Annotated in this window: 19 protein-coding genes and 1 pseudogene; 14 read left to right on the forward strand and 6 right to left on the reverse strand. The window is 68.7% G+C overall.

The genetic code is table 11. The annotated features are described in order from the left end of the window. Positions 1 to 229 precede the first annotated feature (229 nt). From ACGFR9_RS18040 to ACGFR9_RS18050, 3 genes are all read left to right on the forward strand, one after another. On the forward strand, positions 230 to 1,234 hold the full coding sequence (locus tag ACGFR9_RS18040) for a dipeptidase (protein WP_393209207.1): 1,005 nt from the start codon (positions 230 to 232) through the stop codon (positions 1,232 to 1,234). A 187-nt stretch (positions 1,235 to 1,421) separates the two neighbouring features. Then, positions 1,422 to 2,852: an amidohydrolase family protein gene (locus tag ACGFR9_RS18045; protein WP_393209210.1), complete on the forward strand. Its 1,431-nt coding sequence runs from the start codon at positions 1,422 to 1,424 to the stop codon at positions 2,850 to 2,852. Between the two features lie 228 nt (positions 2,853 to 3,080). Further along, positions 3,081 to 4,475, forward strand: a complete 1,395-nt coding sequence (locus ACGFR9_RS18050) for a serine hydrolase domain-containing protein (RefSeq protein ID WP_393209213.1) — start codon at positions 3,081 to 3,083, stop codon at positions 4,473 to 4,475. A gap of 137 nt (positions 4,476 to 4,612) precedes the next feature. On the opposite strand, the gene ACGFR9_RS18055 is transcribed toward ACGFR9_RS18050, so the two are convergent. Next, positions 4,613 to 5,818, reverse strand: a complete 1,206-nt coding sequence (locus tag ACGFR9_RS18055) for a PucR family transcriptional regulator (RefSeq protein WP_393209215.1) — start codon at positions 5,816 to 5,818, stop codon at positions 4,613 to 4,615. A 500-nt stretch (positions 5,819 to 6,318) separates the two neighbouring features. Beyond that, on the reverse strand, positions 6,319 to 6,666 hold the full coding sequence (locus ACGFR9_RS18060; RefSeq protein WP_393209218.1) for a RidA family protein: 348 nt from the start codon (positions 6,664 to 6,666) through the stop codon (positions 6,319 to 6,321). A gap of 534 nt (positions 6,667 to 7,200) precedes the next feature. On the opposite strand from ACGFR9_RS18060, the gene ACGFR9_RS18065 reads away from it, so the two are divergent. Both ACGFR9_RS18065 and ACGFR9_RS18070 read left to right on the forward strand, forming a co-directional pair. Then, positions 7,201 to 10,551 carry a serine hydrolase gene (locus tag ACGFR9_RS18065; RefSeq protein ID WP_393209220.1) on the forward strand — a complete coding sequence of 1,117 codons (3,351 nt, stop codon included), beginning with the start codon at positions 7,201 to 7,203 and terminating at the stop codon, positions 10,549 to 10,551. 289 nt (positions 10,552 to 10,840) lie between these two features. Continuing rightward, the gene (locus tag ACGFR9_RS18070; RefSeq protein ID WP_393209223.1) at positions 10,841 to 13,171 is read left to right on the forward strand and encodes a SpoIIE family protein phosphatase; all 2,331 of its coding nucleotides are present in this window, start codon (positions 10,841 to 10,843) and stop codon (positions 13,169 to 13,171) included. A 287-nt stretch (positions 13,172 to 13,458) separates the two neighbouring features. Here ACGFR9_RS18070 and ACGFR9_RS18075 read toward each other — a convergent pair whose 3' ends face one another. After that, positions 13,459 to 13,980 carry a MerR family transcriptional regulator gene (locus ACGFR9_RS18075; protein WP_393209226.1) on the reverse strand — a complete coding sequence of 174 codons (522 nt, stop codon included), beginning with the start codon at positions 13,978 to 13,980 and terminating at the stop codon, positions 13,459 to 13,461. Positions 13,981 to 14,102: 122 nt separating this feature from the next. Here ACGFR9_RS18075 and ACGFR9_RS18080 point away from each other — a divergent pair, with 122 nt between their 5' ends. Beyond that, positions 14,103 to 14,819 carry an SDR family oxidoreductase gene (locus tag ACGFR9_RS18080; protein WP_393209229.1) on the forward strand — a complete coding sequence of 239 codons (717 nt, stop codon included), beginning with the start codon at positions 14,103 to 14,105 and terminating at the stop codon, positions 14,817 to 14,819. Positions 14,820 to 15,130: 311 nt separating this feature from the next. Here the strand turns inward: ACGFR9_RS18080 and ACGFR9_RS18085 are convergent, their stop codons facing one another. Both ACGFR9_RS18085 and ACGFR9_RS18090 read right to left on the reverse strand, forming a co-directional pair. Then, complete coding sequence (locus ACGFR9_RS18085) at positions 15,131 to 15,481, reverse strand: SsgA family sporulation/cell division regulator (RefSeq protein WP_393209231.1); 351 nt, start codon at positions 15,479 to 15,481, stop codon at positions 15,131 to 15,133. Positions 15,482 to 16,612: 1,131 nt separating this feature from the next. Then, a pseudogene (locus ACGFR9_RS18090) lies at positions 16,613 to 16,720 on the reverse strand (metallophosphoesterase); the annotation flags it as partial. A gap of 156 nt (positions 16,721 to 16,876) precedes the next feature. Here ACGFR9_RS18090 and ACGFR9_RS18095 point away from each other — a divergent pair. From ACGFR9_RS18095 to ACGFR9_RS18115, 5 genes are all read left to right on the forward strand, one after another. Next, a complete protein-coding gene (locus ACGFR9_RS18095; RefSeq protein ID WP_393209234.1) occupies positions 16,877 to 17,074 on the forward strand; it encodes a hypothetical protein in 198 nt (65 codons plus the stop codon). A gap of 569 nt (positions 17,075 to 17,643) precedes the next feature. After that, positions 17,644 to 18,990: an MFS transporter gene (locus ACGFR9_RS18100; RefSeq protein WP_393209237.1), complete on the forward strand. Its 1,347-nt coding sequence runs from the start codon at positions 17,644 to 17,646 to the stop codon at positions 18,988 to 18,990. A gap of 446 nt (positions 18,991 to 19,436) precedes the next feature. Further along, entirely contained in the window at positions 19,437 to 20,255 is an 819-nt protein-coding gene (locus tag ACGFR9_RS18105; RefSeq protein ID WP_393209240.1) for an alpha/beta fold hydrolase, read from the forward strand. Between the two features lie 7 nt (positions 20,256 to 20,262). After that, a complete protein-coding gene (locus ACGFR9_RS18110; protein ID WP_393209243.1) occupies positions 20,263 to 21,132 on the forward strand; it encodes a VOC family protein in 870 nt (289 codons plus the stop codon). After that, positions 21,129 to 21,893, forward strand: a complete 765-nt coding sequence (locus ACGFR9_RS18115) for a 3-hydroxybutyrate dehydrogenase (protein WP_393209246.1) — start codon at positions 21,129 to 21,131, stop codon at positions 21,891 to 21,893. The genes ACGFR9_RS18110 and ACGFR9_RS18115 overlap by 4 nt, the downstream gene beginning before the upstream one ends. Positions 21,894 to 22,072: 179 nt before the next feature. Here the strand turns inward: ACGFR9_RS18115 and ACGFR9_RS18120 are convergent, their stop codons facing one another. Beyond that, positions 22,073 to 22,825, reverse strand: coding sequence for an IclR family transcriptional regulator (locus ACGFR9_RS18120; protein ID WP_393209249.1), 753 nt, complete (start codon positions 22,823 to 22,825; stop codon positions 22,073 to 22,075). 105 nt (positions 22,826 to 22,930) lie between these two features. Here ACGFR9_RS18120 and ACGFR9_RS18125 point away from each other — a divergent pair, with 105 nt between their 5' ends. The 3 genes from ACGFR9_RS18125 to dmpG are packed head-to-tail and all read left to right on the forward strand — an operon-like array spanning position 22,931 to position 25,723. Beyond that, complete coding sequence (locus ACGFR9_RS18125) at positions 22,931 to 23,773, forward strand: 2-keto-4-pentenoate hydratase (protein WP_393209252.1); 843 nt, start codon at positions 22,931 to 22,933, stop codon at positions 23,771 to 23,773. Then, a complete protein-coding gene (locus ACGFR9_RS18130) occupies positions 23,766 to 24,713 on the forward strand; it encodes an acetaldehyde dehydrogenase (acetylating) (protein WP_393209254.1) in 948 nt (315 codons plus the stop codon). Before ACGFR9_RS18125 ends, ACGFR9_RS18130 begins: the two co-directional genes overlap by 8 nt. Beyond that, positions 24,710 to 25,723 (forward strand): 4-hydroxy-2-oxovalerate aldolase, encoded by a 1,014-nt coding sequence (gene dmpG, locus ACGFR9_RS18135; RefSeq protein WP_393209257.1) that lies wholly within the window; start codon positions 24,710 to 24,712, stop codon positions 25,721 to 25,723. Before ACGFR9_RS18130 ends, dmpG begins: the two co-directional genes overlap by 4 nt. Positions 25,724 to 25,821 lie beyond the last annotated feature (98 nt).

Genomic DNA, 25,821 nt, shown 5'->3' on the forward strand with positions numbered 1-25,821 from the left:
CGGGTGCGGCGGTTGAACCAGGCGGGCGCCGGGTCATCATGGTGCTGAGCGCCCACCGCGGTGGGCTGCGGAGTGCCGCGGAAGCGTCCCCGCCGTCCTCCGACAGCCCGGGGCGGGACGCGACACATGTCGAGCGACGGCCCGGCGCGGCACGACATCTGACGCTCGCCCTCCGCTCGGCGTGGGCCTAGCATTCGGCCGAGACCCGCCCATTTCTCTTGGGAGATCCATGAAGCAGGAGCACGTGATGACGCCGCCTGACTTTGCGGCCGAGTACGCCCGCGCGATGGTGTGGGAGCAGCATTGCTGCCTTCCGCTCGACCCGGACACCAGCGTCGACGAACTGTGGCGTTACGCCGAGGCGGGCGCCTCATTCGTGTCGGTGAATGTCGGCTACGCGCCACACGACATCGCCGGCACGATCACGGTGCTGTCCGCGTTCCGCCGTCACGTGCTCATGAACCCCGACCGCTACGTCATGGTCGGCTCGGTCGACGACGTACGTCGCGCCAAGGCGACCGGACGTCTCGCCGTGGCGTTCGATCTTGAGGACACAGGGCCGCTGGGGGGTCGTGTCGACACCGTGCAGACCTATTACGACCTCGGTGTCCGGACCATGCTGCTCACCTACAACCAGCGGAACGCCGCGGGTTCGGGCTGTCACGACGACTCTGACGGCGGTCTGACCGACTTCGGCAGGGAAGTGGTGGCAGAGATGAACCGGGTGGGCATGGTGGTCGACGCGACCCATTGTTCCTACCGGACGTCGATGGACATCTTCGCTGCGTCGAAGGCGCCTGTCGTGCTCTCCCATTCGGCGACCCGCGCGATCCACGATCACGAGCGCAACGTATGGGACGACCAGATCGAGGCGTGCGCCGAGACGGGGGGCGTCATCGGCATCAACGGCGTCGGAATCTTCCTGGGTGAGAACGACACGAGCACCGAGGCGCTCATGCGGCACATCGACCATGCCGTCAGCCTGGTCGGCTGGGAGCACGTAGGGCTCGGTCTCGACTTCTGCTTCTCCGGTGAGGACACCGGCGATGAGCTGACTCAGAACCCCGATCTGTTCCCGCCGAGCTACCGGCAATGGGACCGGATCGATTTCATCGAGCCGGAGCGACTGCCCGCGATCGCGGCGGCGCTGGCGAATCGTTCCTATTCATCCGAAGCCGTCCGGGGGATCCTCGGCGAGAATTTCCTCCGTGTAGCCGAGAACGTGTGGCGCTGATCGCGCCATGCCGATCGGGGGGCTGAGGCGCGTGCCGGACGGCGGCAGAAGTGCCGACGGAGCGTGGTGGGTGCCATCGGCCGAGGAGGACCTCCCTGTTCGGTTCCCCGGAAACTGATCGGCGAAGAGAAGATCCCGACATGCCGCGTCCTGCCGGAAGGGCGTGGGCGACCACGAAAGGAACACGATGTCACTCCTTCTGAACGGCGCGACTGTCATCGACGGTGTCTCGGACAAGGGCGTCGACGGCAGGTCGATCCTGATAGAGAACGGCCGCATCCTGGCGATCGGCCGGCCGGACGAGATTCCGGTCCCGGCGGACACCGAAACGGTCGATTACAGTGGGAAGTTCATCATCCCCGGGTTGATGAACGCCAACGTGCATCTTTTCGTCAATGTCCTCTTCGAGACGCTCGTTCGGTATGAGGGCGGCTACGAGGATTTGATCGTCGAGGCCTCCCAGGTCGCGCTCAGAGCCGGAATGACGACCGTGTTCGACACATGGGGGCCGCGACGTGCGCTCATGGCGGTCCGCGACAAGATCGACCGGGGTGAGATCGCGGGCAGCCGTATTCGCTGCGCCGGAAACATCGTCGGATTCGACGGCCCGTTCTCCGGAGATTTCGATTCGAGGATTCCCGGGATCGGCAGCTCCCACTTCGTCGACCGGGTGAACGCGACCTGGGTGGAAAACACAGGTCGGCATTTGATGTGGTTGACACCCGAAGCGGTGGGGAAGGAAGTACGCAAGTACATCGAGCACGGAATAGATTTCGTGAAGTACGCGTCGAACGAGCATGGTGGCACGTCCGCCGGTGCGTTCATTCAGTTCTCGGAGCGAACGCAGCGCGTCATCGTAGAGGAAGCGCATCGCGCCGGATTGACCGCGCAATCGCACAGTTCGTCGGTCGAGGGCCTCAGGATGTCGCTCGAGGCGGGCTGTGACCTCGTGCAGCACTGCAATATGACGGGACCTGTCGCGATCCCGCGCGAAACCCTCGAACTATTCACTCAAAAGGACTGCGGCGCTGTCGTCTTTCCATTGACCGATAACGGTATGGCAGTCCTCAGGGATACCGTCTCGGACCACGAATGGACGATGTGGAAGGCGTCGGATACCAACAGTCGCCATCTCATCGAATCCGGTGCGACGATCCTTTTGGCGAATGACGGAGGAATTTTCGCTCCGGAGGTCATGCGGGAACCGCTGATCAAGGGCACCTGGAACGGACTGCCCGAAGAAGAGGCGCTGGGCCGGCTGGCGACCGGTCACTTCGTCTGGCTGAGGGCCATGGAGGAAAAGGGGATGTCGCCGATCGATCTGCTGCGTGCGGCGACCCGCAACATCGCCAGGGCCTACAGGGTCGACGACGATCTCGGAACGCTGGAAGTGGGCAAGATCGCCGATATGGTCGTCCTCGACGAGGATCCGTTGCAGGGTGCCGAGAACTACCGAAGCATCCACGCCGTCATCAAGGACGGTGCCCCGGTGGACCGCGACGCCCTCCCGGAACGGCCGTTGCTGACCGCAGAGCTTCGCGCGCCGCTCGAGGAAGAGGCCCGGTACAAGAAGTCCCTCCATCACGGGGAGCGTCTGCCGGGCTGCCCGGCCTGCTGAAGGGAACGCGCGGACCGCCGGAAGCAGAACCGCGTAGAAGGCTGCGGGCGTCTCTGTCAGAAATCGTTGCGCTTGGAGCACGGAAATTCCACGCTTTCGGTACCGGTATCTGCAGGGCGCCGTGGCACGTATTCGTTCTCGTCTTCGCGACATCTGTCGAAAGGCCACCGGGCGGAAGGCGACTGCTTTCGCGTGTGGCCGATAGGCCGGCTCACTTACCTTTGGGGCATGATGACATCGAAGGAGCTCGCTCGTCGGCTTTCGGAACTGGCCGAAGAGTTCGGCGTGGTGGGCGCGTCAGCAGCCCTGTGGCACGACGGCACGCTTGTCACGGCGGAGACCGGCACGGTCAACGTGACGACGGGTGCGCCCGTGCTTCCGGACACGCTCTTCGCCGCAGGATCCATCACCAAAGTGTTCACCGCGTCCTTGGCGATGACCCTCGTGGACCAGGGGCTGCTCCAACTCGACGCACCTGTGCGGACCTACCTGCCCGACTTCGGCCTCGCGCATCGCGAGCGCTCAGCGGCGATAACCGTGCGCATGCTGCTGAACCATTCATCCGGACTCCCCGGCGACTACATGCCGGACCTGGATCCGGGCGATGACGTGCTCGAACGGCTGATGCGAGAGCTCACCACCCTCCCGGTGACGGGCATCCCCGGCGAGCGATGGTCCTACAGCAACATGGGCATGAGCACCCTGGGACGGATCATCGAAGTGCTGACCGGCGAGAGCTACCACGCCGCGCTCGGCACGCGCATCCTCCAGCCCCTCGGTCTCAACGCGACCGCCGACGCCGAGGAGCTCCTTCTGCGATCCAGCGCCGTGGGACACACCGTCGACGCCACCACAGGAAAGGCGTCACGGGTCCCCCGCCTGCGCGCCTGGCCCGAGAACGGCCCGGCCGGCTCCCGGCTGTGGCTGGACGTCCGGGCCCTGATCGATTTCGGGCGGATGCACATCGACGGTACGGCGCCCGACGGACGCCGGATCCTGTCCACCGCGGCACTTCACCAGATGCGCGAGCCCCAGTTCGACGACTACTGGGGCTGCTTCCCCATGTACGTGAACTACGGACTGGGCTGGGCCATCGTCCGGGAGGGCGACGACCCGGTCCTCTCGCACGGCGGCGCCAACTTCGGGATGCACTCGAACTTGTACGTCATCCCGGAGCAGAAGGCCGTCCTGGCGGTGCTCACGAACAGCACGACCGGGTTCCAGTTGTATACCGCGCTGTGCGAGAGCCTGCTCAAGGAGTGTTTCGACGTACGCGGTCCGGCTCCCTCGTACTCGCCGGGGCCCGGTGCCGACATCGACAACGACCAGTTCGCCGGGGTCTACCGGTCACCCAACGGTGAGGTCTCCGTCGAGGTGCACGACGGGCGCCTCCACCTCCGGACGACACCCTCACCCGAGTTGGTCGCCTGGGAACGGCTCATGGGCGGCACGTCCGGTGGCGGGGAGCCCCTGCCGCTCGTCTGCATCGACAGCGAGCGGCACCGGTTCTCCCTGGAGCTCGGCAGCCCGGGGGCGTACCGGGCCGTGCAGTTCTACGACCCGGACGCGGACGGACGCCCCACCCTGATCCGCGCAGGGACGCTCTACGAGAGGACGCCCTGAGGCGGCCGAGCAAGTGGCAGGTGCCGGTCGGCTCCCCGGTCCGCGTCGCCCTCACGTTCAGCACCGGGCCGCCCGCCGCAGCGACGTGAAGACGACCGTGACGGAGCGCCGCGGTGGTCGACCACGCCCGGGACGGCTCAGGCGAGGCCCAGGAGCCGGGAGACCTTGATACCGAGGTGGAGAAGGAGGCGATGCTGCCCGTCCGAGAGGTCGAGCCGGGTGATGTCCTCGATACGGCGCACGCGGTGATAGACGCTCGCGCGGTGCAGTCCAAGCTCTGCCGCGGTCGCCCGGGCGTCACCCGCCCTGTCCAGATACAGCTCCGCCGTGGTGAAGAGCTCGCGGTCGGCGTCGAGCAACCGCCGCACCGCCGGGTGGACTCCATGGGTGCCGAGCTGGTCGAAGGGCCGGCCGGCGAGCAGCGCGTAGATGCCCAGGGCCTCGTGTGCGACGAGAGGGGCGAACGAGGGGACGACCTCCGCCACACGCAGAGCCTCGAGTGCCTGCGTGTAGGAGGTCACGGCGTCGTCGAGTCGCCCGGCCGGGCTGCCCGTGGCCACATGTACGTCACGCCACTTCGCGCTCTTGCCCAGCCGTTGCAAGGCGGTCGTCCTGAGGGTCTCCGGCAATTCCGGTGAGCGTCGAAGCGTCGCGGTCGGGATGACCAGGACCGCGTGATCCGGCCGGACCAGGCGCAGGCTCCCGCGATCGCCGAGTCGACTGAAGAGCATGGTCAGAGCGGCCTGGAGAGCTATCCGGTCGTCCTCGTCGACACCGTCCGCATCGGCAGGAAGCGGACGGGCGACGACGACGGTGACGTCGCCCCGTGGCGCGAACAGGCCGCCCTCGACCAGCCTGGCCGAGGCCACGCCTCTCACCTGTTCGTCCTCCGAGAGCAGATCGCGTACCAGCTCGCCCTCGCGGGCTGTGCGCAGCTGCGAGACGATGCGCTCGCGAAAGCAGATGGCGCCGGCGTCGGCAGCCGCGGTCGACGCGAGCCCGAGCTGCTCGTCGGTCAGTGAACCCTCTGCGTCGAGCAGCCACAGATAGCCGAAGCGCACGTCCTGGTACAGGATGGGCACGACCACCCGCGGCACAATCCCGAGATCGTCGTCGGCCGGGAGCCGCACAGGTCCCCTCGCGCGCCCGAGACGCCGACGGCGCAACCACGCCACGGCCTCGGGCGGGGCCTCACGGTTCAGGATGACCCGTGCGCGCATCTCGTCGCCCTCGCCCAGGTGAGCGCTGTAGGCCAGCAGCCTGAAGTCGAGGTCGTCCACGGCGACCGCTCGCCCGAGTCGACGCGCGAGTGCGTCGACCACGCGCTGAAGCTCTTCGAGCACGCGACTCACCATCCGTCCTGTCGCAGAACCACGCCTGACCGCCCACGAACTCGGTCGGCGCTCCCCAGTCGTACCACGCGCATGCGACATCCGTCATGTCATGGGTATCCCTGATGTGACAACTGACGCACGCGACGCTGTCGGGTCAGCGCCTGACGGCTACCGACGAACTCCTGATGCAGTGGTGATCGGCCTCGGCGGCCACCACAGCCGGCGCCGCAGGACGTACGACAGGTGTAGAAGCACCGGTGCACAGAACACGACGCGCGCCACATGTCCGGCCGTACTGCTTGCGCGAGTCTTGGTGGGGCCGGAGTCCGGTATCCGGTCACTCGGCGCGATCCTCGGTGTGGTCGCCGGGCGCACCACGGGCTGACGAGGAGGCTCCCATGCGCGAAGCGCGAACGGCATCGGTCCGGCCGCGCCGTGACGCACCGTCCGAGAGCGAACCGGGAGCCCGCGAGGGGGGCGTGAAGCAGTGAAGCCACCGCGCTGGGCGGTCAGCCTCGGCGGGCCCAGGCCTCGAGCTCGACCAGCGCGCCGAACGGAAGCTCGTGCACCGCCACGCAGGTGCGGGCCGGGGGCGCCTCGGAGCCGAAGAACGCGTTGTACCGCTCGTTGAAGGCGGCGTAGTCCTCCATCGTGGTCAGGTAGATGTTGACCTTGACCACGTCGGAGGCCGCCAGTCCCGCCGTCTCCAGCACGGTCAGCAAGTTGGCCAGGGTCTGTTCCGTCTGCTCGGCTGCGCCACCGTCCACCAGGCGGCCGTCGGCGAGGCCTATCTGTCCGGAGATCGCCACGAGGTCGCCGGCGTTCACAGTCGGGCGGAAATGCGGAAATGAGTTCATCAGTGTGCCTCGCTCGGGGGGATGACAGTCAGTCGGATTCCGTTCCGGCCCACTATCGGCCTTGCGCCGCCTGAAATCGCCCGACAGCTGTCCAGTGGTGCCGTCCTCGAATTCGACGACTGTCACACCGGCACCTGTCCTCCCCGCAGCGCCTATCTCTCTTCTAGGGGCAAGCATGCATCTCGCAGAAGTTTCGGTACCGCCTCGCTCTCCGCGGGCAGTCGTGCCGCTGGGGCGGCACGGGCGGGCGCGACGGCACCCCGCAATCGCCGGGCCGCGCAACGGCCCCCTGCTCAGCCTCACCCCGCCCCGGTGCCGGCCCGCTGCAGCCGGTCACGAGCCGGTACGGCATGACGCGGACACCGGCCCACCCGGCATGCCACGGCGACGCCGGTACGCACCCGCACCTCCGCCCCCACACGGCCCACCGGGCCTGTGACCGACCCGAACCTCCTGTCCCGGGCAGTGGGGGAGGAGGTCGTCACCCCGCACACGTCCACCGCATCCGTACCCGTCACAAGGAGACAGCCCGCCTTGACTCGACCCATGGGCATCGACGATCTGCATTCCATCGCGCTGCCGGAGCAGCCGTCCCTGTCACCGGACGGCTCTCGCGTGGTGTACGTGCTGCGCACCGCGGACCGCGAGCACGACCGGGACGAACGGGCGTTGTGGACCGTTCCGACCGGATCCGGGGCGGCGCGCCGACTCAGCCGCGGCCACGCCGACACCGCGCCCGCATGGTCCCCCGACGGCGACCGGATCGCCTTCCTGCGCGGCGGCGACGGCCCCGCGCAGGTATGGCTGCTGCCGGCCGACGGCGGTGAACCGGAGCCGGTCACCGAGTTGCCGCTGGGGGCCGGGACGCCGGTGTGGAGTCCCGACGGCGCCGCGATCGCCTTCACCGCCCCGGTGGACCGACGGCTTTCACCCCATGCCGGGTCGACGACGCCACCACCGGTCGTGGTGGACCGCCTTGATCACGATGTCGTCCGTGGTGGCCTCGTGGGCACGGTCCGCAGCCATCTGCATGTCCTCGACCTCGCCCACCGCCGGGTTCGGCAGATCACCGACGGGGACTGGCACGCCGGCGTTCCGGCCTGGTCGCCCGACGGCCGCAGTCTGGCCTACTGCGTCGCCCGCGGCCCCGCCGCCGAGGGCACGCTGGGCTCCGAGACCTACGTCGTGGACGTGTCCGAACACGAGGCGGGTACGCGGCCCCGGCTCGTGGGCGGCGGTACGGGCATCAGCCAAGCCGTCACCTGGACCGCGGAAGGTGACGCCCTGCTGGTCGTCGGGCGCACCAGCACCCGGCCGGGACACGTCGGCTTGCTGAGGGTGCCCCTGGACCGCGGCCCCACGGTCGACCTGACGCGTGACCTCGACCGCGATGTGATGCCGGGCTGCCCGGCCTGCCCCGGTGCCCCGCCCCGGGCCACCGATGACGCCCGCACGGCCTTCTTCTGCGTGCGCGACCGTGGCGGCAGCCATCTGTACGCGGTCGACACGGCAGGCGGTGCGCCGCATCCGCTCATCGGCGGCCCGGACCGCGTGGTCTCCGGCCTGTCCGCGGCCGGGACCACCGTCGTAGTGGTCCTGGCGACCCCCGGGAGCTACGGCGAGATCGTGGCCGTCGATCGGGCCACCGGCCGGGAACGCGTGCTCACCCGGCACGGCGCGGCGCTCGGCGACGTGCGACTCCTCCCCGCGCGGGAACGGGAGTTCAAGATCTCCGACGGCGGTACGGTGCACGGCAGGCTGCTGCGCGATCCGGAGCGCACCCACCCCGCGCCGCTGCTGCTCGACATCCACGGTGGCCCGCACCACGCCTGGAACGGCGCGGCGGATCCCGTACACCTCTACCATCACGAGCTGGTCGCCCGCGGCTGGGCGGTGCTCCTGCTCAACCCGCGCGGCAGCGACGGCCACGGCGAAGCCTTCTTCACCGCCACCCTCGGTGCCCGGGGCACCGCCGGCGCACAGGACTTCCTCGAACCGATCGACACCCTGGTCGCCGAGGGCATCGCCGATCCCGAACGGCTCGCTGTGGCCGGGTACGGTCACGGCGGCTACATGACCGGCTACCTCACCGGCCGCGACCACCGCTTCACCGCAGCCGTGGCCGGAGCGACGAGCAGTGATCTCACCAGCATGTGCGGCACCAGCGATGCGGCGCACCGGACGGCCGCCACCGAGGTGGGCGTCCCGCCCTGGCGGGACCGCGACCCGTACACCGGGATCTCCCTGTACTCCCGGGTCGAGAACGTGCGCACCCCGACGCTCATCCTGCACGGTGCGGCCGACGAGCGGTGTCCCGTCGGCCGGGCCGAGCAGTGGTTCGACGCCCTGAAGGCGAAGGGTGTGCCCACCCGACTGGTGCTGTACCCCGGTGGCTCGCACCTGTTCCTCCTCGACGGCCCGCCCTCGCACCGCACCGACTACGCGCGCCGCCTCGTGGACTGGATCGAGCGGCACGCCGGCGGGTCCACGCCCGCCTCCTCGGCGAAGCCCGCCGTGCGCTCCGTCGATGTGCCGTACTGGCGTCGACGGCTCACCGAACTGGCCGAACGGCACCGGGTACCCGGCGCGGTCCTGGGCATCGCCCGTGGTCCGCACACCGATGTGGCCGCCTGCGGAGTGCTCAACAAGGCCACCGGGGTGACAGTCACGCGTGACTCCCTCTTCCAGATCGGGTCCATCACCAAGGTGTGGACCGCGACCCTGGCCATGCAACTCGTCGACGAGGGCGTCCTCGACCTGGACGCCCCGGTCACCGATGTCCTGCCGGAGCTGCGTCTCGCCGACCCGCAGGTGGCACAGCGGGTGACCATGCGCCACCTGCTGGCCCACACCAGTGGCATCGACGGGGACGTGTTCACCGACACCGGACGCGGCGACGACTGCCTGGAACGTTTCGTCGGCCAGTTGGACGAGGCCGCGCAGAACCATCCGTTGGGCGTGACCTTCTCGTACTGCAACTCCGGGTTCGTGCTCGCCGGGCGGGTCATCGAGAAGCTGACCGGCATGAGTTGGGACCGTGCGCTGCGCGAGCGGCTGTGCGTCCCGCTCGGCCTGGAGCACACCGTCACCCTGCCGGAGGACGCGCTGCGCTTCCGCACCGCCATGGGCCACGACGCCGAGGGGGACGAGCCACCCCGTCCGGTCCCCGCCTGGAGCCTGCCGCGCTCGGCAGGGCCGGCCGGTCTGATCACCGCCACGGCCGAGGATGTCCTCGCCTTCACCCGTCTGCACCTGGCAGGCGGCACCACCCCGGACGGGGCACGGCTGCTCTCGGAGCATGCGGCGCGGGCGATGACCGAGCAGCAGGTCGAGCTGCCGGACACGCTCACGCTCGGGGACTCCTGGGGTCTCGGCTGGATCCGCTTCGGCTGGGACGGCCACCGGCTGATCGGGCATGACGGGGCCACGCTCGGGCAGTCGGCGTTCCTGCGGGTGCTGCCCGAGCAGGACCTGGCCGTCACGCTCCTGACCAACGGTGGCGCGGCGAAGGACCTGTACCGGGAGCTGTTCGGGGAGATCTTCGCCGAACTGGCCGGGGTGGCCCTGCCCGAGCCGCCGCGGCCACCTGCCGGACCGGTACCGGTGGACGCCCGTCGGTACCTCGGGCGGTACGAGCGGGCCGGGACGCGCATCGACATCATCGAGGGCACGGACGGACTGCGGTTGCGGTACGCGACGACCGGGCCGCTCGCGCACCTGGTGCCGGAACCCGTCCAGGAGACCACGCTGGTGCCCGTCTCGGACAGCCAGTTCCTCGTGCGGTACGCCGACAGTCCGTCCTGGGTCCCGGTGACGTTCTACTCGTTGCCCACCGGCGAGAGCTATGTGCACCACGGTATGCGCGCGACCCCGAAAGTGCCCTGAGTCGGGTACCCCGCCGCCCTGGCGGCGGGGTACCCGGCCGGGACCCGTTCGCCAGGATGGGCCGCTCACGCACCGCCGTCGAGCGCGAACCGGCCCCGGCTCGGCACCGTCGGACTCGGCGCATCAACGAGGTCACTCTCCGGCCTGAGCGACCGTGCCGTCCGAGTGTGCCGCCACCGGCCGGTTGATTGTTCACGGCCCCGGGGTCACCCTGGAATGCATGGATGACGGTGTCATCGCGTCCCCCGGAGCGCACACGCGTTCCGGAGACCCAGGTACGCCACTGGCTGTGACGGACGCTCGCGGCCGTGTCGTGGCTTGGAGCACCAGTGCGGCTCAGCTGGTGGGCCTCGACTCCACCGAGGCCGTCGGCCGCCCGGTGGTCGACCTGCTGGGGACACAGCCCCGATGGCTCACCGGCCCGGACGAATGGCGCGGCACGCTCGAGATCCGGGGCCTGGAGGGTGACAGCCGGCAGGTGCCCGTACGGGCGTCCCGCCTGGGCGACGGCACCGGCGAGGAACCGCTGTGGCTGCTGGCCCACGAGACGGTGGAGCCGTTTCCGACGGGGCACACGCTGACGCACTGGCTTCGGACCGACTGCCCCGTCGCGGTGGCGATCTACGACGCCCGCTTGCACTGCGTACTGCAGAACGGCGAGATGCGGAGATTGCTGGGCGCATCCGACGAGGAGCACGTCGGTCAGGGCCTGTCCGCAGCCCTGATCGGGATCGGTGTCGAGGAGTGGGAAGCCCGGATGCGCCGGGTGCTGGAGTCGGGGCAGGCGGATGAGGGTTTCCCCGTCCGGGTCAGGACCTTGTCCGACCCCGTTCACGAACGGGGTTTCACCGCCTCGGTAGCGCCCCTGCGCGGTCCGGCGGAGCAGGCGGTCGGCGTGTGCGTCACGGTGACCGACACGGCCGAGCGGCGAAGTGCTCAGGAGCGACTGGCGCTGCTGAACGAAGCCAGCATCAGCATCGGCCGCACCTTGGATGTGATGCGCACCGGGCAGGAACTGGCCGACCTGGCGATTCCGCGGCTCGCCGACTACGTATGCGTCGACCTGGTGGACGCGCTCCTCAGCGGCGAGGAGCCCCCGCACGGTCGGGCCACGGGGGCCGTGCTGCGCCGGGTGGCGAACCGGTCCATTCACGAGGGCACGCCGGAAGCCGTGGTCTCCGTGGGCGACGTCGACTTCTACCCGGCGAACTCGGCGCAGGCCCACTGCCTGGCCACCGGGCGTTCCGCGCTGTACCGGACCCCGAGCGAGGCGGCGTGGGTGCTGGAGGACCCCCTGCGCATGGCCAAGGTGCAGGAGTACGGGTTCCATTCCTGGATGATCGTGCCCGTGGATGCCCGCGGCACGACGCTGGGCGTGGCGATGTTCCTCCGTTCGCGGCACTCCCCACCCTTCGATGACGAGGACCTGACCCTGGCGGAGGAAGTGGTGGCCCGAGCCGCGGTCTGCCTCGACAACGCCCGGCGTTTCACGCGGGAGCGCACGGCGGCCCTGACCTTGCAGCGGAGCCTGCTGCCTCAACGACTGCCGGAGCAGTCCGCCGTACAGGCGGCCTTTCGCTACCTGCCGGGCGCTCCCGAGCTCGGTGTGGGCGGCGACTGGATCGACGTCATCCCCCTGTCCGGGGCACGGGTGGCGCTCGTGGTCGGCGATGTGGTCGGGCACGGCCTCCAAGCCTCGGCGACCATGGGCCGGTTGCGCACCGCGGTGCGCACCCTCGCGGACGTCGACCTGGCTCCGGACGAACTGCTGACCCACGTGGACGACCTCGTGATCCGACTGGCTTCCGAGTCCGAGACAGGTGCGGAAGGAGTTGCCGCGAGCGAGATCGGAGCCACCTGTCTGTACGCCGTCTACGACCCGGTGTCCGGTCGCTGCTGCCTGGCCCGCGCCGGCCACCCCCTACCGGCAGTGGTGCGGCCGGACGGGACGTCCGCTTTCCTGGACCTGCCTGCCGGTCCCCCACTCGGTCTGGGCGGACTGCCGTTCGAATCCGTCGAGGTGGAGCTGCCGGAAGGCAGCCTCCTCGCGCTCTACACCGACGGCCTGATCGCGGCCCGGCAGCAGGACGTGGGCACGGGACTCGATCGGCTGCTGCTCGAGTTGTCGGGCGTTCACACCTCGACGGACGCCCTGTGCGACCAGGTCGTTGAGGCGCTCCTGCCGGACCACCGAACCGACGATGCTGCGCTGCTGCTGGCACGAGTGCGGCAGCTCGACGCCGACCAGGTCGCCACCTGGGATGTACCCGCCGACCCCGAAGCGGTGGCGGGAACCCGCGCGCACGTCGTCCGCCAGTTGCGTGACTGGGGCTGTGAGGCGGCCGGGTTCGTCACCGAGCTGGTGGTCAGCGAGCTGGTCACGAACGCCATCCGATACGGCAGCTCTCCCATCCAGCTGCGGCTCATCCGCGACCGATCACTGATCTGCGAGGTGATCGACGGCAGCAGCACGGCGCCGCATCTGCGCAGAGCCCGCGCGTTCGACGAGGGCGGCCGTGGCCTGATGCTCGTTGCGCAGCTCACCCAGCGCTGGGGCACACAGCAGACACCGGACGGCAAGGTCATCTGGTGCGAGCAGGCGCTCCCGGCTGAAATCTGACCGTATCCGCCGGCTCGTGCCGGTGATCCCGATCCCCCCCGGGCGCCGGCCGGGCCGTGTACGGACACGTCGGGGGGCGACTGGCCGGAGTACCCGGTCCGGAGCGTGAGTCGCTCTCCGCAGCGCCTGTCGGTACCGGTCCGCGATCTTCGGTGACGGTATGCGGGACGCCGCCGTGCCGGCCGGCCCGCCGTCCGCCCACCGACACTCCGCTGACGCTGCTGCGGACCGACTTGGGTGAGGCGGGGCGGTGGTGCGGGGCCGGTTGCCCGCGCCGGCGGCCTCGGTCAGCCCTTCTCCGGCGGGCGAGGGCTGCCCTCAGGCCGCAGGCCGCCCGATGAAGCGCCGTATGCCGGGTCACCGCCGAACCGGGACGGTTCCACGTCGTCGCCGGCACCCCTGCGAGGTGCGCTGGCCCGTCGCGCGCCGCTCGGGTCCGGATCGAGTGAGGCCGGGCACGGTTCGGTGTCAGGGTGCGTGGCGAGTTCGATCAGTACATTGAGTCTTCTGCTCGCGGCCTGCAGCTCAGCGGTCTTCGCTTCGATACGGGCACGCTCGTGGAGCAGACGGTCCAGCAGCTCGGGGCCCACCACGCGGGCGTCGATGGCGGGCAGGAGCGCGACGATCAGGCGGCTGCCGAGGCCGGCGGTATAGAGCTGCTGAATAAGCCTGACCCGGTCGACGGCTGCCTCGGGGTAGAAGCGCTGGCCGCCCGCCGTGCGCTGAGGACTGAGGAGAAGCTGCTCCTCGTAGTAGCGCAGGGCCCGCGTGCTGACTCCGGCCCGATCGGCCAGTTCGCCGATGCGCATCGCGACTCCTTGCTCCTCGTGTGGTCGCCACCGTCGACTTGCACTTCACGTTGACGTCAAGTTCTAGCGTAGGCAACACGGAGCGGGTCAGACCGTACGCCCGCCCTAGCAGAGGAATGATCATGGACATCGCCGGTTCCACCGCACTCGTGACCGGGGCCAATCGAGGGATCGGCCGGCGCTTCGTCGAGCAATTGCTGGAGCGCGGGGCCGAGAGGGTCTACGCGACCGCTCGACGCCCGGAATCGATTGGCATCCGGGACCCGCGGATCAGGCCGCTGCACCTGGACCTGCTGGACGAGGAGTCGATCTCAGCGGCGGCCAAAGCGGCGCAGGACGTGACGCTGCTGGTCAACAACGCCGGCATCAGCACAGGTGCGCACCTCCTGACCGACGACCTGGACATGGTCCGGCAGGATCTGGAGACACACCTCTTCGGCACCCTGAGAGTCATCCGCGCCTTCGCCCCGGTTCTGGCCTCCAACGGCGGGGGCGCGATCGTCAATCTCCTTTCCGTGCTGTCGTGGGTGGCCACGGCGGAGGGTTCGGGCTCGTACTCGGTGGCGAAGGCCGCCGAGTGGAACATGACCAACGGCGTGCGCGTCGAACTCGCCGGCCAGAAGACCCTCGTCCAAGGCGTGCATCTGGCGGCCGCGGACACCGACATGATGGCGGGACGTGACGCACCCAAGATCGACCCGGCGGATGTCGCCCGCGCCGCCCTCGACGGCGTGCAGGCAGGGGCCATCGAGGTGGTGGTCGACGACCCCAGTCGCTTCGTCAAGTCGGCCCTCGCCGGCGACCCGGCGCAGCTCTACGGCCCATCGTCGGGCAACTGACCGGACCTGCCGCCGGGCGACCGTTTGACGGGCGCCCGACGCCCTGGACGAGGCCTCGTCGGCCTCGGTGCGGACCCGGGTACGTCCAGCCGCCTCCGCCCCGTCCGGCGCGCCCGACCTTCCGCGGGGCATCGAGTCCTCGCGCTTCTCGTGCCGCGAAGCGTCGCTCGATCCCGGTCGGGGTTCGTGCTGCGCGGCCCTCCCGGCTGTCCCAGACGGGTGGCTTGCGTCGGCTCGAGCGCTGCTGACCCGAGGACGTGTGGCATGGCCGGCGAATCGATCGGACCGAACGGGACGGCTGCTGGGCGATGTCAGCTGACTTCGCCCAGCAGTCGGGACAGTTCGCCGTCGAGATCCAGCGCTGCCTCCTCGAAGCCGGCGGGCACCACGCGGTAGGTCTGCCCCAGCCACGCCGTCATCACGTCCAAGGGCATGTTCAGCCGCGCATGCCCGTAGGGCGAGGCCAACTCAAGGCCCAGGGAGTCTGCTTCCCCTCCCTCCTCGGGCCATATCCGCACGTCACCGAGCCCGCTGGGCCGGACGGTGCCCTCCGCCAGGAGGTCGCGTGCGAAGACCCAGTTGACCGGGGGGTGCTCTCCGAGGTGGAAGGCGACATGAATGCCGTAGGGATCTCTTGACCGGTAGGAGAAGCGGGCTGACACGGGGATGGTTCGCCCTGGGGCGACGACAAGGTGCAGTGTGCAATCAAGCTCTGTGCTGGGCATGCTGTCACTCCAGGGGACGGACGGTCGCGATGGGCCTCCAGTGATGCCGGCTGCCTCACGCGTCGCAGTGACCCTCGACAGCGGAGAACGCAGCGATCCGCTGCTCCCTCCACGCCTGCCGCGCGTGCGGTCCCGGGCTGCGGGCATGACAGCTCCGCTACCGGCCTTGCCGCTCACTAACGGCTAGAACCTACGCCCTGTGTAAAGGAAAATGAACAGCGTGTGTTCGTGAGATAGGCCATTGAGTGACTGTCTGCCATGCGAGACGCGGGGGAATACAGGCGGCGTGTGTTTGGCCTCTGACCGACCTGCCCGCTGTGCGGTCCGGTCGGACAGAAGATTACTGCCGAGTTCTACTTCCAAGTACGTGTGCCGGAGTGCTCGCTCGGCCCGAACCGGCATTATGTTCCCTGAACCCGCCCACTTGCGGTAATCTCCGCCATCAGTATAGTGAACGTTACATACTGGTCATTGATGACCATACGGGCCCCAGTCCGCAGTCTGCACTCCGGTGGCTTGGAGAGGAGGTCCGTCATGTCGCCGGCCGGACTGCCGGCGCGGCACCGTTTCGAGACGGCCGTGCTCCCGGACTCACCCGAGTGCCGGAAGCCCTGCGTGCTGCCGCAGCGGTCCTGTGGCTCCGGGGCGTGAGTAAGTCACCGGCCGACGACGTTCGATGGGTCATATCCGAGTTCTCCGCGAATGCGACAGAACACGGGCCCGGGTAGGGCGCACTGAAGGGTGCGGAGAAAACGCCACGCATCGCGGTCGAGGCGTCCGACGCGAATCACGCTCCAGCCCGAACGCACAGCTCGGAGCCTGGCGAATGAGAGGGTGAGGGCTCTTGATCGTACGGCACTCGCGCGGAAGCGAGGAATAAGCGAAAAACTGCCGCACCGTGTGGGCGCATCTCCTTCTCGAGAGAACAGCAAGTGCCAGGTGCTGGGTTGGACGAACGGCGTGCCCCTTCGCGGGAGCCCGTGCGGCCGACCCCCGCTGCTGACGTGTCTACCGTGCTCCTGCCGGCGCTCGGGCGGGCCCGGGGCACCGGCGCCCGGCGGCGCCGTGATAACGCCGGGTGGGGCGGCGGATCGCGTCCAGCGGGGTGCGGCTGCCGCGTTCGAAGCGGCGCGCGACGGCGTCGTGGAGCAGCTCGGACGGCTCCGGAGGGCAGTGTCCGCGCCTCAGGGGATGGCGCCGGCGCCTCTCGTGCTCCGACTCGTCCCGCCGTGCCACCACGTGGCAGAACGTTCGGTCTTGACAGGGGGCCAGAGTGTCTCGTTTAATCAATGCAGATGTACCGAACGTTCTCCCTCTCTTGGTGGTATCTCCATGGCTCTCCGTCGCTACATCCTTTTCCTGGGCTTCGCCCTGGCGGTGGTGACCGGCTCGGCGAGCGCTCTGCCAGCCATCGCGTCCCATGCGCCGGTCTCTGTCGGCGCCGACCCCGGAAGGGCGGCCGGAGAGGTGCGGATCGTGGAGCCGGGAGCGGAGCTTGACTGGATCGTGACGCGTTCCCCGCAGGGCTGACCCACCGCGGGGGCGATGCCGACCCGGTCTCCGCATGGCCGTCACCGGGTGCTCTCGCTCGGCATGCCGGAGCGGCGGGCGAGGTGTCCTTCCGTGCGGGCCGGCCTTCAGGACGGTTCGCTGCCCGACTCCGGCCTCTCGTCGGACCGCTTCGCTCGACCGGCGGTGTGCTGCCGACGAGTGCGCTCGGAAGGGCCGTCGTATCGGACCGACGCGTGACCTGCCGGAATGCGGACATCATCGCCGCGCCGCGGGAGGGGGCTCGCCGCCGGCGGGCATCGTGGCCGGTATCGGAAGCTCCGTAGGGCCCGGATTCCGTGGGCATTACACGAGTTTATATGCATGGTCGACCCAATTAAATGTCGTCGGATATGCGGTGCCTGGACGTGGAAAGCGTCCGGGTTGGAGGCCGCCGAAATCTAGCCATGCCCATCTCGTGTAGGTAGAGTGAGCGTTACATACAGGTGTCGGGGTGCGTGATGTGTTCCTCGCGGTGACGCCCCATCACCATTCCCTCGCGGAGCTCTCCGACGAAGTCGGACCAGGCATCGCAATGAAGCGAGGTCTTCATGAGCATTCTTGAGCAGATCAAAGACGGGCCGATGAGTCGCGCCCAAATCAGTGCGGTGGCGCTGTGTCTCACCATGAATCTGGTCGACGGGTTCGACCTCCTGGCGACTTCCTTCGTAGGCCCGACGATCGCTCGTGAATGGGGTCTTTCCCCCTCGCAAGTGGGAGTACTGCTGAGCAGTGGCCTCGCAGGTATGGCATTCGGCGCGCTATTCATCGCCCCGCTCGCCGATCGTGTGGGCCGACGCCGCTTGACGCTCAGCGGTCTGGCCATGGCATCGCTGGGTATGCTGTTCGCGGCGATGTCGCAGAATTTCGGGCAACTGGTCGCCAGCCGGCTGACAACCGGAGCGGCAGTGGGAGTAATGGCGGCGAGCCTGCCGGTGCTCGCCTCCGAGTACGCCAACAACAGGCGCAGAGGGCTTGCCATCGCTCTGATCACCACGGGATACGGCCTGGGCTCAGTCATCGCCGGCATCAGTACGAGCCTTCTTCTGAGTCCATACGGATGGCGATCCGTTTTCATCATCGGAAGCATCGCCACAGCGGTCCTGTTCGGGCTGGGACTCCGTTTCCTTCCCGAGTCCATGGACTACCTCGTCGCATGCCGTCCCCGTGACGCTCTGAACAGGCTGAACCGGATCCTCGTCTCGATGGGGCACGGTGAGGTACGTGAGCTGCCCGAGAGGCGGACGTCCTCTCGCAAGGCGGCGATCGAGTCACTGTTCCGTGGTCGCAACGCCCTTCGCACCGTGCTGATCTGGTTCGCCTTCACCTCGGCGATGACGACCTTCTACTTCGCGAGTTCGTGGACCCCCACTCTGCTGCTCGAAGCGGGTATGTCCAATCAGCAGGGCATCAGCGGTGGCGTGCTCTTCAGCCTGGGCGGTGTCATGGGAGCTGTGCTGCTGGGGCTGCTGGCATCTCGCGTCGAGCCCCGGCGGCTGACTGCGGTCTACTTCGGTGTCGCCGCACTCGCGCTCATCCTCTTCTCTGTCTCGCTCGGATCGCTGGCCGGCGCCCTGCTGGTCGCGGTGCTCGTCGGACTTCTTCTCAACGGTTCGGTTTCGGGCATCAACGTCATCATTCCGACTGTCTATCCCGCGGAAGCCCGCGCCACCGCGCTCGGCATGGCGGTGGCGGTCAGTCGGCTCGGTGCCGTGCTGGCCCCCCTGTTCGCGGGTTTCCTGCTCGAGGCGGGATGGGTCCCGGAATCCATGTTCCGCGTCTTCGCGATACCGGCCGTCATCGGTGCCATCTCCACGATTCTTCTCCGTCACGAAGGCTCTCGCCGGAACACGGATGAGTCGCCGGCTGTGCCCGAAGTCGCCAAGGGCGCCGTATAGCGTCGCATGATCGGACCCGCAGTGCGGCCCTGAAGCGACCCGGAGCCGCACGGCAGGCCCCGGAACTCCGTGTCACGCGCGAGACCTCGGTCGTCGAGGGAACGCGGTCAGGACGGCGCCGAGTTCAGCGGACGGGGGAGGGGCGCGGCAACGGGCCGGTCACCGGACATGTGCCACTGCCGCTGCACGGGCGGGCGCCCGTGCAGCGCGGTCCGAAGGAAGCGTGACCGGCTCCGATCGTCGGTCCCGGTCGGCGCCCGCTACGGGCCGAGGCCCCGCAGCGGTCCGACGGCTTCGGGGCCGTCGCCGCGACGGTGGCCGCCGCGCCTTGAGGTCGCGCCCGCCCGTACCTGCGACGGTGGCAGAACTGAGCGGCGCAAGCGCTTGATACCACCCTTGGTTTCAGTATAGTGAGCGCTACATACAATCAGTCTGGGGGTGTGAGAGTGACCAGCACAGTGGATGTCGGGGACGCGGAACTCGCCTACGTCGAGTCCGGCACCGGCAGTCCGGTCATCTGGTTGCACGGCTCGGGGCCGGGTGCCACGGGCATGAGCAACTTCGGCGGCAATCTGCCGGCGTTCGAGGACCATCGGAACATCGTCGTGGACCTCCCGGGCTGGGGTCGTTCTCCGAGGCCGGCGACGGATGAGCCGCTGATCTTCCACGCGGCTGAGCGAGTGCGCCGGGCGATGACCGCTCTCGGGATCGAGCGGGCCCATCTCGTCGGCAACTCGTACGGCGGTGCCGTCGCCATGCGGATCGCCATGGCCCACCCGGACCGCGTGGACCGCGTCGTTCTCATGGCACCGGGCGGGGTGCTCCCGACGGACGCGCCTCCGTGGCCGGTCGGTCTGGAGCACCTCTTCGCCTACATGGCGTCCGAGAAGCCCTCGCGCGATGAAATGGCGCAGTTCGTCCGCCTCATGGTGTACAACGAGGCCCTCGCGACGGATGCCCTGATCGATGAACGATACGAGTCGAGCCTGCGTGCCCACCCAGAATTGCCGATTCCCCCCAACTTCGGTGACCTCACCCCCGACCTGGGTCTCATCTCCGCGCCCACCCTGCTCGTCTGGGGACGGGAGGATCAGACCGTTCCACTGACCTGGGCGACCAGGATCCTCCACGGCATCCCCAACGCCGAACTCCGCGTTCTGCCTCACTGCCGTCACTGGGTGCAGTACGAGCGGGCGCCCGAGTTCAACGCCATCGTCCGTGAATTCCTGCTCGGCGGGGCCGCGGCCGCAGCCCGGGAGGGGTGAATCCGGCATGGGTATCGCCAAGCTGGGCTACGTCGGTCTCGATGTCACTGATCTCGATGCGTGGACCGACCTTCTCGGCCGCACACTGGGAGTCGGCGTCGTGTTCGACAAAATCGGCACGGAGGACGTCGCCCTGGCCGCCCTCGACGTGTACAAATACCGCCTGGCGCTCTACCCGTCAGCGGAGGACCGCCCCCGCGAGGTGGGCTGGATCGTGGATTCGCCCAGTGAACTCGACAGAATCACAGGACGGCTGACCACGGCCGGCTTCAGCGTCCATGAGGGCGTCGAGGAAGAGAGGGAGCTCCGGGGCGCGACCCACCTCCGCTGGTTCACCGACCCGGTCGGCTACCGCGTGGAGTTGGCGGTCGGTGCGGCCAAGGCCCGCACCGGCCCCGCCCGCCCCGTCGACGCGAGCCCGGGCGTCATCGGTCTCGGCCACCTGGTACTGGCCAGCCCCAAGCTCGACGAACTCCGCGAACTGTACGAGTCGGTTCTCGAGTTCAGGCTGACCGATTATCGAGCCCCCGGCCTGTACTTCCTGCGCTGCAACAGGACGCATCACAGCATCGCGCTCGCGCGAGCGGAAACGACATCCATACATCATCTCGAGATCGAGCACGACTCGATCGATGACGTGGGACGAGCCCATGATCGGGCGGAACGCGATGGGGTGCCCGTCTCGATCGGCCTCGGTCGGCATATGAACGACAAGGCGATCTCCTTCTACATCAAGAACCCCAGTGGATTCCACCTGGAGATCGGATGCGGCGGAATCGAGGTGGATGATGACTGGGTGCCACACGATTTCGGGACCCCGGACGTCTGGGGCCACCGACACGCGAGCGGCAATCCCTTCGCTCCGTCGGCGTCATGATGATCACCCCGACGGGCTCCGACCTCTCCGGGCGGCGTGCGGTGGTCACAGGCGCGGCGAGTGGTATCGGTGCGGCCGTGGCGGCGCGACTGGCCGCGCTGCACGCTGATGTCGTGGTGTGCGACGTCGACGCGGAAGGCGCGGCGCGGGTGGCCGAGCGCATCGGTGGCGAGGCGCTGGTGCTGGACCTGAGCCGCACGGCCGACCTCGGCGATCTGCACCTCGAGGCGGACATCCTGGTGAACAACGCCGGGGTCCAGAACGTGGCGCCGGTCGAACGGTTCAGCCCCGAGAAGTTCGCCTTCATGCTGCGGTTGATGCTGGAAGCCCCGTTCCTGCTCAGCCGAGCGGTCCTTCCGTACATGTACGAGCGGCGCTGGGGACGGATCGTGCACATCTCCAGCATCCACGGCCTTCGCGCAAGCCAGTACAAGGCCGCGTACGTCAGCGCCAAGCACGGTCTGCAAGGGCTGTCCAAGGTGATCGCCATGGAAGGGGCGGCCAAGGGGGTCACCAGCAACTGCGTGTGCCCCGGCTATGTGCGCACTCCGCTGGTGGAGGACCAGTTGGCTGACCAGGCGGAGATCCATGGGCTGAGCGTCGACGAGGTGGTGGCCGACGTACTGCTGGCACGATCGGCGGTGAAGCGCCTCGTCGACCCGGACGAGGTCGCCGGGGCCGTCGCGTTCCTTTGCTCCCCCGAAGCCACCTCCATCACGGGCACCCAACTGACCATCGATGGCGGTTGGAGCGCCTCCTGATCCGCCTCGGCCCGTGGCCCCGCTCGGTGAACAGGACCTCCCCGCATCACGGCACAGCCGGTTCCGGCGTGCACGCCCATGTGCCGCAACACTCAAGCCGTTGCCACGGCGGACCGTTCCGCACCCCCGTACCGGCTCAGTGCACCGCGGTCCCCGGGACCACCGTCGGTCCGGTCAGGTCACTCCGGCGAGGGCGGTGAATCCCTGCCGGGCGCCACGCCGTTGCGGAGCGCGCGGGACAGCCCGAGCGCGGCCGTCCGAACGGCGGGCGCGAGGTGGGCCGGCCGGAACTGCTGCTGGGGGACCGCGACCGAGAGGGCCGCGACGGCCGTGGCGCCGGCGAAGACCGGCGCGGCGATACAGCTCACGCCGACGGCCGCTTCCTGTTCCTCATAGGCCATACCGGAGACCTGGATCTGCTCGAGCGCGGTGCGCAACGCCGCGGGATCGGTGATCGAGTGCGGGGTGAGACGCGGCAGCTCTCGTGTGTCGAGGTCGCAGGCGGCCTCTTTGGAGAAGGCGAGGAGGGCCTTGCCGATAGCGGTGCAGCTCAGTGGCAGTCTCCCGCCGATACGTGACGGGAGCGCCAGTGAGTCGTGGCCGTGAATGCGCTCGAGGTAGACGACGTCGAAGCCGTCCCGCACGCCGAAATGCACGGTCTGACGTGTGCTCTCGAAGAGGTCCTGGAGGAAAGGGAGCGCGGTCTCGCGCAGGTCCAGTCGTCGGGAGACCAGGGAACCCAGTTCGAACAGGTGGTTGCCGAGGCGGTAGTGCTCCCCGGTGTGTTCCAGAAATCCGAGCTGGACCAGGTTCCCGGCGAGCCGATACGCCGTGGTCTTGGACAGTCCGGTGCGCGCCACCAATTCCGTGAGGCGGAACTCCCCTCCCGATGGATAGAAGACATTCAGGATCAGAGCCGCCTTGTCAAGCATATTCCCTGTCGCACTGTTCCGTGACATGGAACAAATCTTGGCACATGAAGTGACGTGCCTCTATACCTGAGGAACCCCGCAAACCCTTCTTACGGAGGTCTGCTCATGTCAGGCGCCAACCCCCCTGTCTCCGAATGGTCCACCGCTGTCGAGGAGGTCGCGGACCTACTGGCGGGCGCGGCCGCGGGTGGGAAGCCGTGCCCACCGGTCCGAAGCCTGATCTCCGCGGGGGACGTCGGCACCGCCTACGCCGTCCAGCGTCTGAACAACGAGCGAAGGCTCGCCGAGGGACACCGTCTCGTCGGACGCAAGATCGGCCTCACCTCGGAGGCCGTGCAACGCCAACTCGGTGTGGATCAGCCCGACTTCGGCGCACTGCTCTCCGACATGGTGGTCCCCCGGGACGGCCGGATTCCCTTCGGCCGGCTGCTGCAGCCCAAGGTGGAGGCGGAGGTCGCCCTCGTCCTCGATGCCGACCTCCCCGACGCCGACTGCACGATCGACGACGTGATCGCCGCCACCGAGTACGCGGTGCCGGCGCTGGAGATCGTGGACAGCCGCATCGCCGACTGGGACATCACGTTCGTCGACACCGTCGCGGACAACGCCTCCTCCGGCCTCTACGTGCTCGGAGAGCAGCGCGTGGGCCTCGACGAGGTGGATCTGGCCACCGTCTCCATGAGCATGTCGAAGAACGGCGATGTCGTCTCCGAAGGCACCGGCGCCGCCTGTCTCGGCAGTCCGTTGAACGCCGCGCTCTGGCTGGCCCGCACGCTGGCCGAACTGGGCGATCCGCTGAAGGCGGGGGACGTCGTCCTGACGGGTGCGCTGGGACCGATGGTCGTCGCCGCTCCGGGTGACGTCTTCGCCGCCTCGATTTCGCACCTGGGCAATGTGTCCGTCCGGTTCGCCCCGGAACCCGCAGGCGAGGGTGAGAACAATGAGTGACCGCACCAAGGTAGCCGTCATCGGGTCGGGCAACATCGGCACCGACCTCATGATCAAGATTCTGCGACTGTCGGAACGCCTGGAGATGGCGGCCATGGTCGGCATCGACCCGGACTCCGACGGCCTGGCCCGTGCCGGGCGGCTGAAGGTCGCCACCACGCACGAGGGCATCGACGGCCTCGTGAGGATGGACGAGTTCGCCGACGTGGAGTTCGTCTTCGACGCTACGTCCGCCGGAGCCCACCGGCATCACGACGAGGTCCTGCGCGGGCTGGGCCGGACCGTGATCGACCTGACGCCCGCTGCGGTCGGCCCGTACGTGGTGCCACCCGTCAATCTCGGCGAGCACCTCGACGCACAGAACGTCAACATGGTCACCTGCGGAGGCCAGGCCACCATCCCGGTCGTCGCCGCGGTGGGTTCCGTCACGCCTGTGCACTACGGGGAGATCATCGCCTCCATCTCGTCACGTTCCGCCGGCCCCGGCACCCGGGCCAATATCGACGAGTTCACCGAGACCACGTCCTCCGCCATCGAGAAGGTCGGCGGAGCGGCGCGCGGCAAGGCGATCATCGTGCTCAACCCCGCCGAGCCGCCGTTGATCATGCGTGACACCGTGCACTGCCTTGTCTCCGACGCCGACACCGAGGCGATCGCGGCGTCGGTGGAAGCGATGGTGGGCCGGGTCCAGGCCTACGTACCCGGCTACCGGCTCAAGCAGAAGGTGCAGTTCGAGGCGGTCACCAGTGACGACCCACTGCGCTCGCTGATGCCCTCTGACGTGACCGGTACCCCGACCAAGGTGTCCGTGTTCCTGGAGGTGGAGGGAGCGGCGCACTACCTGCCCGCCTACGCCGGGAACCTCGACATCATGACGTCCGCCGCGCTCCGCACGGCCGAGCGCATCGCCGACCATCGCACCGAAGGGCCCACCCGATGACCGGTCTGTATGTGCAGGACGTGACCCTGCGGGACGGGATGCACGCCATCCGCCACCGCTACACCGTGGAACAGGCCCGGGCCATCGCCGGTGCTCTGGACGCCGCCGGTGTCGCCGCCATCGAGATCGCCCACGGCGACGGTCTGTCCGGCTCGTCCATCAACTACGGCGTGGGAGCACACACCGACTGGGAGTGGATCGAGGCCGTCGCCGACGTCACGAAGAGGGCCGTTCCGACGACTTTGCTGCTGCCGGGCATCGGCACGGTGCACGATCTGCGCCAGGCCCACGCCCTGGGTATCCGGTCCGTCCGTGTCGCCACCCACTGTACCGAGGCGGACATCTCAGCCCAGCACATCAGCGCCGCACGGGAACTCGGCATGGACGTGGCGGGCTTCCTCATGATGTCCCACATGGCCGAGCCCGCTGAACTCGCCCGTCAGGCAAAGCTGATGGAGTCCTACGGCGCCCAGTGCGTCTACGTCACCGACTCCGGCGGCCGGCTGACGATGGACGGTGTGCGGGAGCGCTTCCAGGCCTATCGAGATGTCCTCGACCCTTCCACGGAGATGGGCATCCACGCTCACCACAACCTCGCCCTGGGGGTCGCCAACACGGTCGTGGCCGTCGAGAACGGCGCGGTTCGCGTCGACGCTTCCCTCGCGGGACAGGGCGCCGGGGCGGGCAACTGCCCGCTGGAGGCCTTCATCGCGGTCGCGGACCTCATGGGCTGGGAGCACGGCTGCGAGTTGTTCCCGCTGATGGACGCGGCGGACGACATCGTCAGGCCGCTGCAGGACCGGGAGGTCCGTGTGGATCGCGAAACCCTCAGCCTGGGCTATGCGGGCGTGTACTCCAGCTTTCTGCGGCATGCCGAGGCAGCCGCGGCCCGCTTCGACCTCGACACCCGGGCCATCCTGGTCGAGGTGGGGCGACGCGGCATGGTCGGTGGACAGGAGGACATGATCACCGACGTCGCACTCGACCTCGCGGCCGCGGCTCGTGCCTGAGCGCCGGGCGCAGGTTTCCGCGTAGAGACCACGCGGCGATCGTCGCGGCTCGCGTGGTCCGGCGCGTGTATGCGACCTGGAGGCGGCCTTCGCACACC

It is taken from the genome of Streptomyces sp. NPDC048584 (genome assembly GCF_043199595.1).
GTDB classification, from domain to species: Bacteria; Actinomycetota; Actinomycetes; order Streptomycetales; family Streptomycetaceae; genus Streptomyces; species Streptomyces edwardsiae.

Coding starts and splice junctions, on each gene's coding strand:
- ACGFR9_RS18040 (WP_393209207.1), top strand. CDS start 230: ATGAAGCAGGAGCACGTGATGACGCCGCCTGACTTTGCGGCCGAGTAC.
- ACGFR9_RS18045 (WP_393209210.1), top strand. CDS start 1,422: ATGTCACTCCTTCTGAACGGCGCGACTGTCATCGACGGTGTCTCGGAC.
- ACGFR9_RS18050 (WP_393209213.1), top strand. CDS start 3,081: ATGATGACATCGAAGGAGCTCGCTCGTCGGCTTTCGGAACTGGCCGAA.
- ACGFR9_RS18060 (WP_393209218.1), bottom strand. CDS start 6,666: ATGAACTCATTTCCGCATTTCCGCCCGACTGTGAACGCCGGCGACCTC.
- ACGFR9_RS18075 (WP_393209226.1), bottom strand. CDS start 13,980: ATGCGCATCGGCGAACTGGCCGATCGGGCCGGAGTCAGCACGCGGGCC.
- ACGFR9_RS18080 (WP_393209229.1), top strand. CDS start 14,103: ATGGACATCGCCGGTTCCACCGCACTCGTGACCGGGGCCAATCGAGGG.
- ACGFR9_RS18095 (WP_393209234.1), top strand. CDS start 16,877: ATGGCTCTCCGTCGCTACATCCTTTTCCTGGGCTTCGCCCTGGCGGTG.
- ACGFR9_RS18100 (WP_393209237.1), top strand. CDS start 17,644: ATGAGCATTCTTGAGCAGATCAAAGACGGGCCGATGAGTCGCGCCCAA.
- ACGFR9_RS18110 (WP_393209243.1), top strand. CDS start 20,263: ATGGGTATCGCCAAGCTGGGCTACGTCGGTCTCGATGTCACTGATCTC.
- ACGFR9_RS18115 (WP_393209246.1), top strand. CDS start 21,129: ATGATGATCACCCCGACGGGCTCCGACCTCTCCGGGCGGCGTGCGGTG.
- ACGFR9_RS18120 (WP_393209249.1), bottom strand. CDS start 22,825: ATGCTTGACAAGGCGGCTCTGATCCTGAATGTCTTCTATCCATCGGGA.
- ACGFR9_RS18125 (WP_393209252.1), top strand. CDS start 22,931: ATGTCAGGCGCCAACCCCCCTGTCTCCGAATGGTCCACCGCTGTCGAG.
- ACGFR9_RS18130 (WP_393209254.1), top strand. CDS start 23,766: ATGAGTGACCGCACCAAGGTAGCCGTCATCGGGTCGGGCAACATCGGC.
- dmpG (WP_393209257.1), top strand. CDS start 24,710: ATGACCGGTCTGTATGTGCAGGACGTGACCCTGCGGGACGGGATGCAC.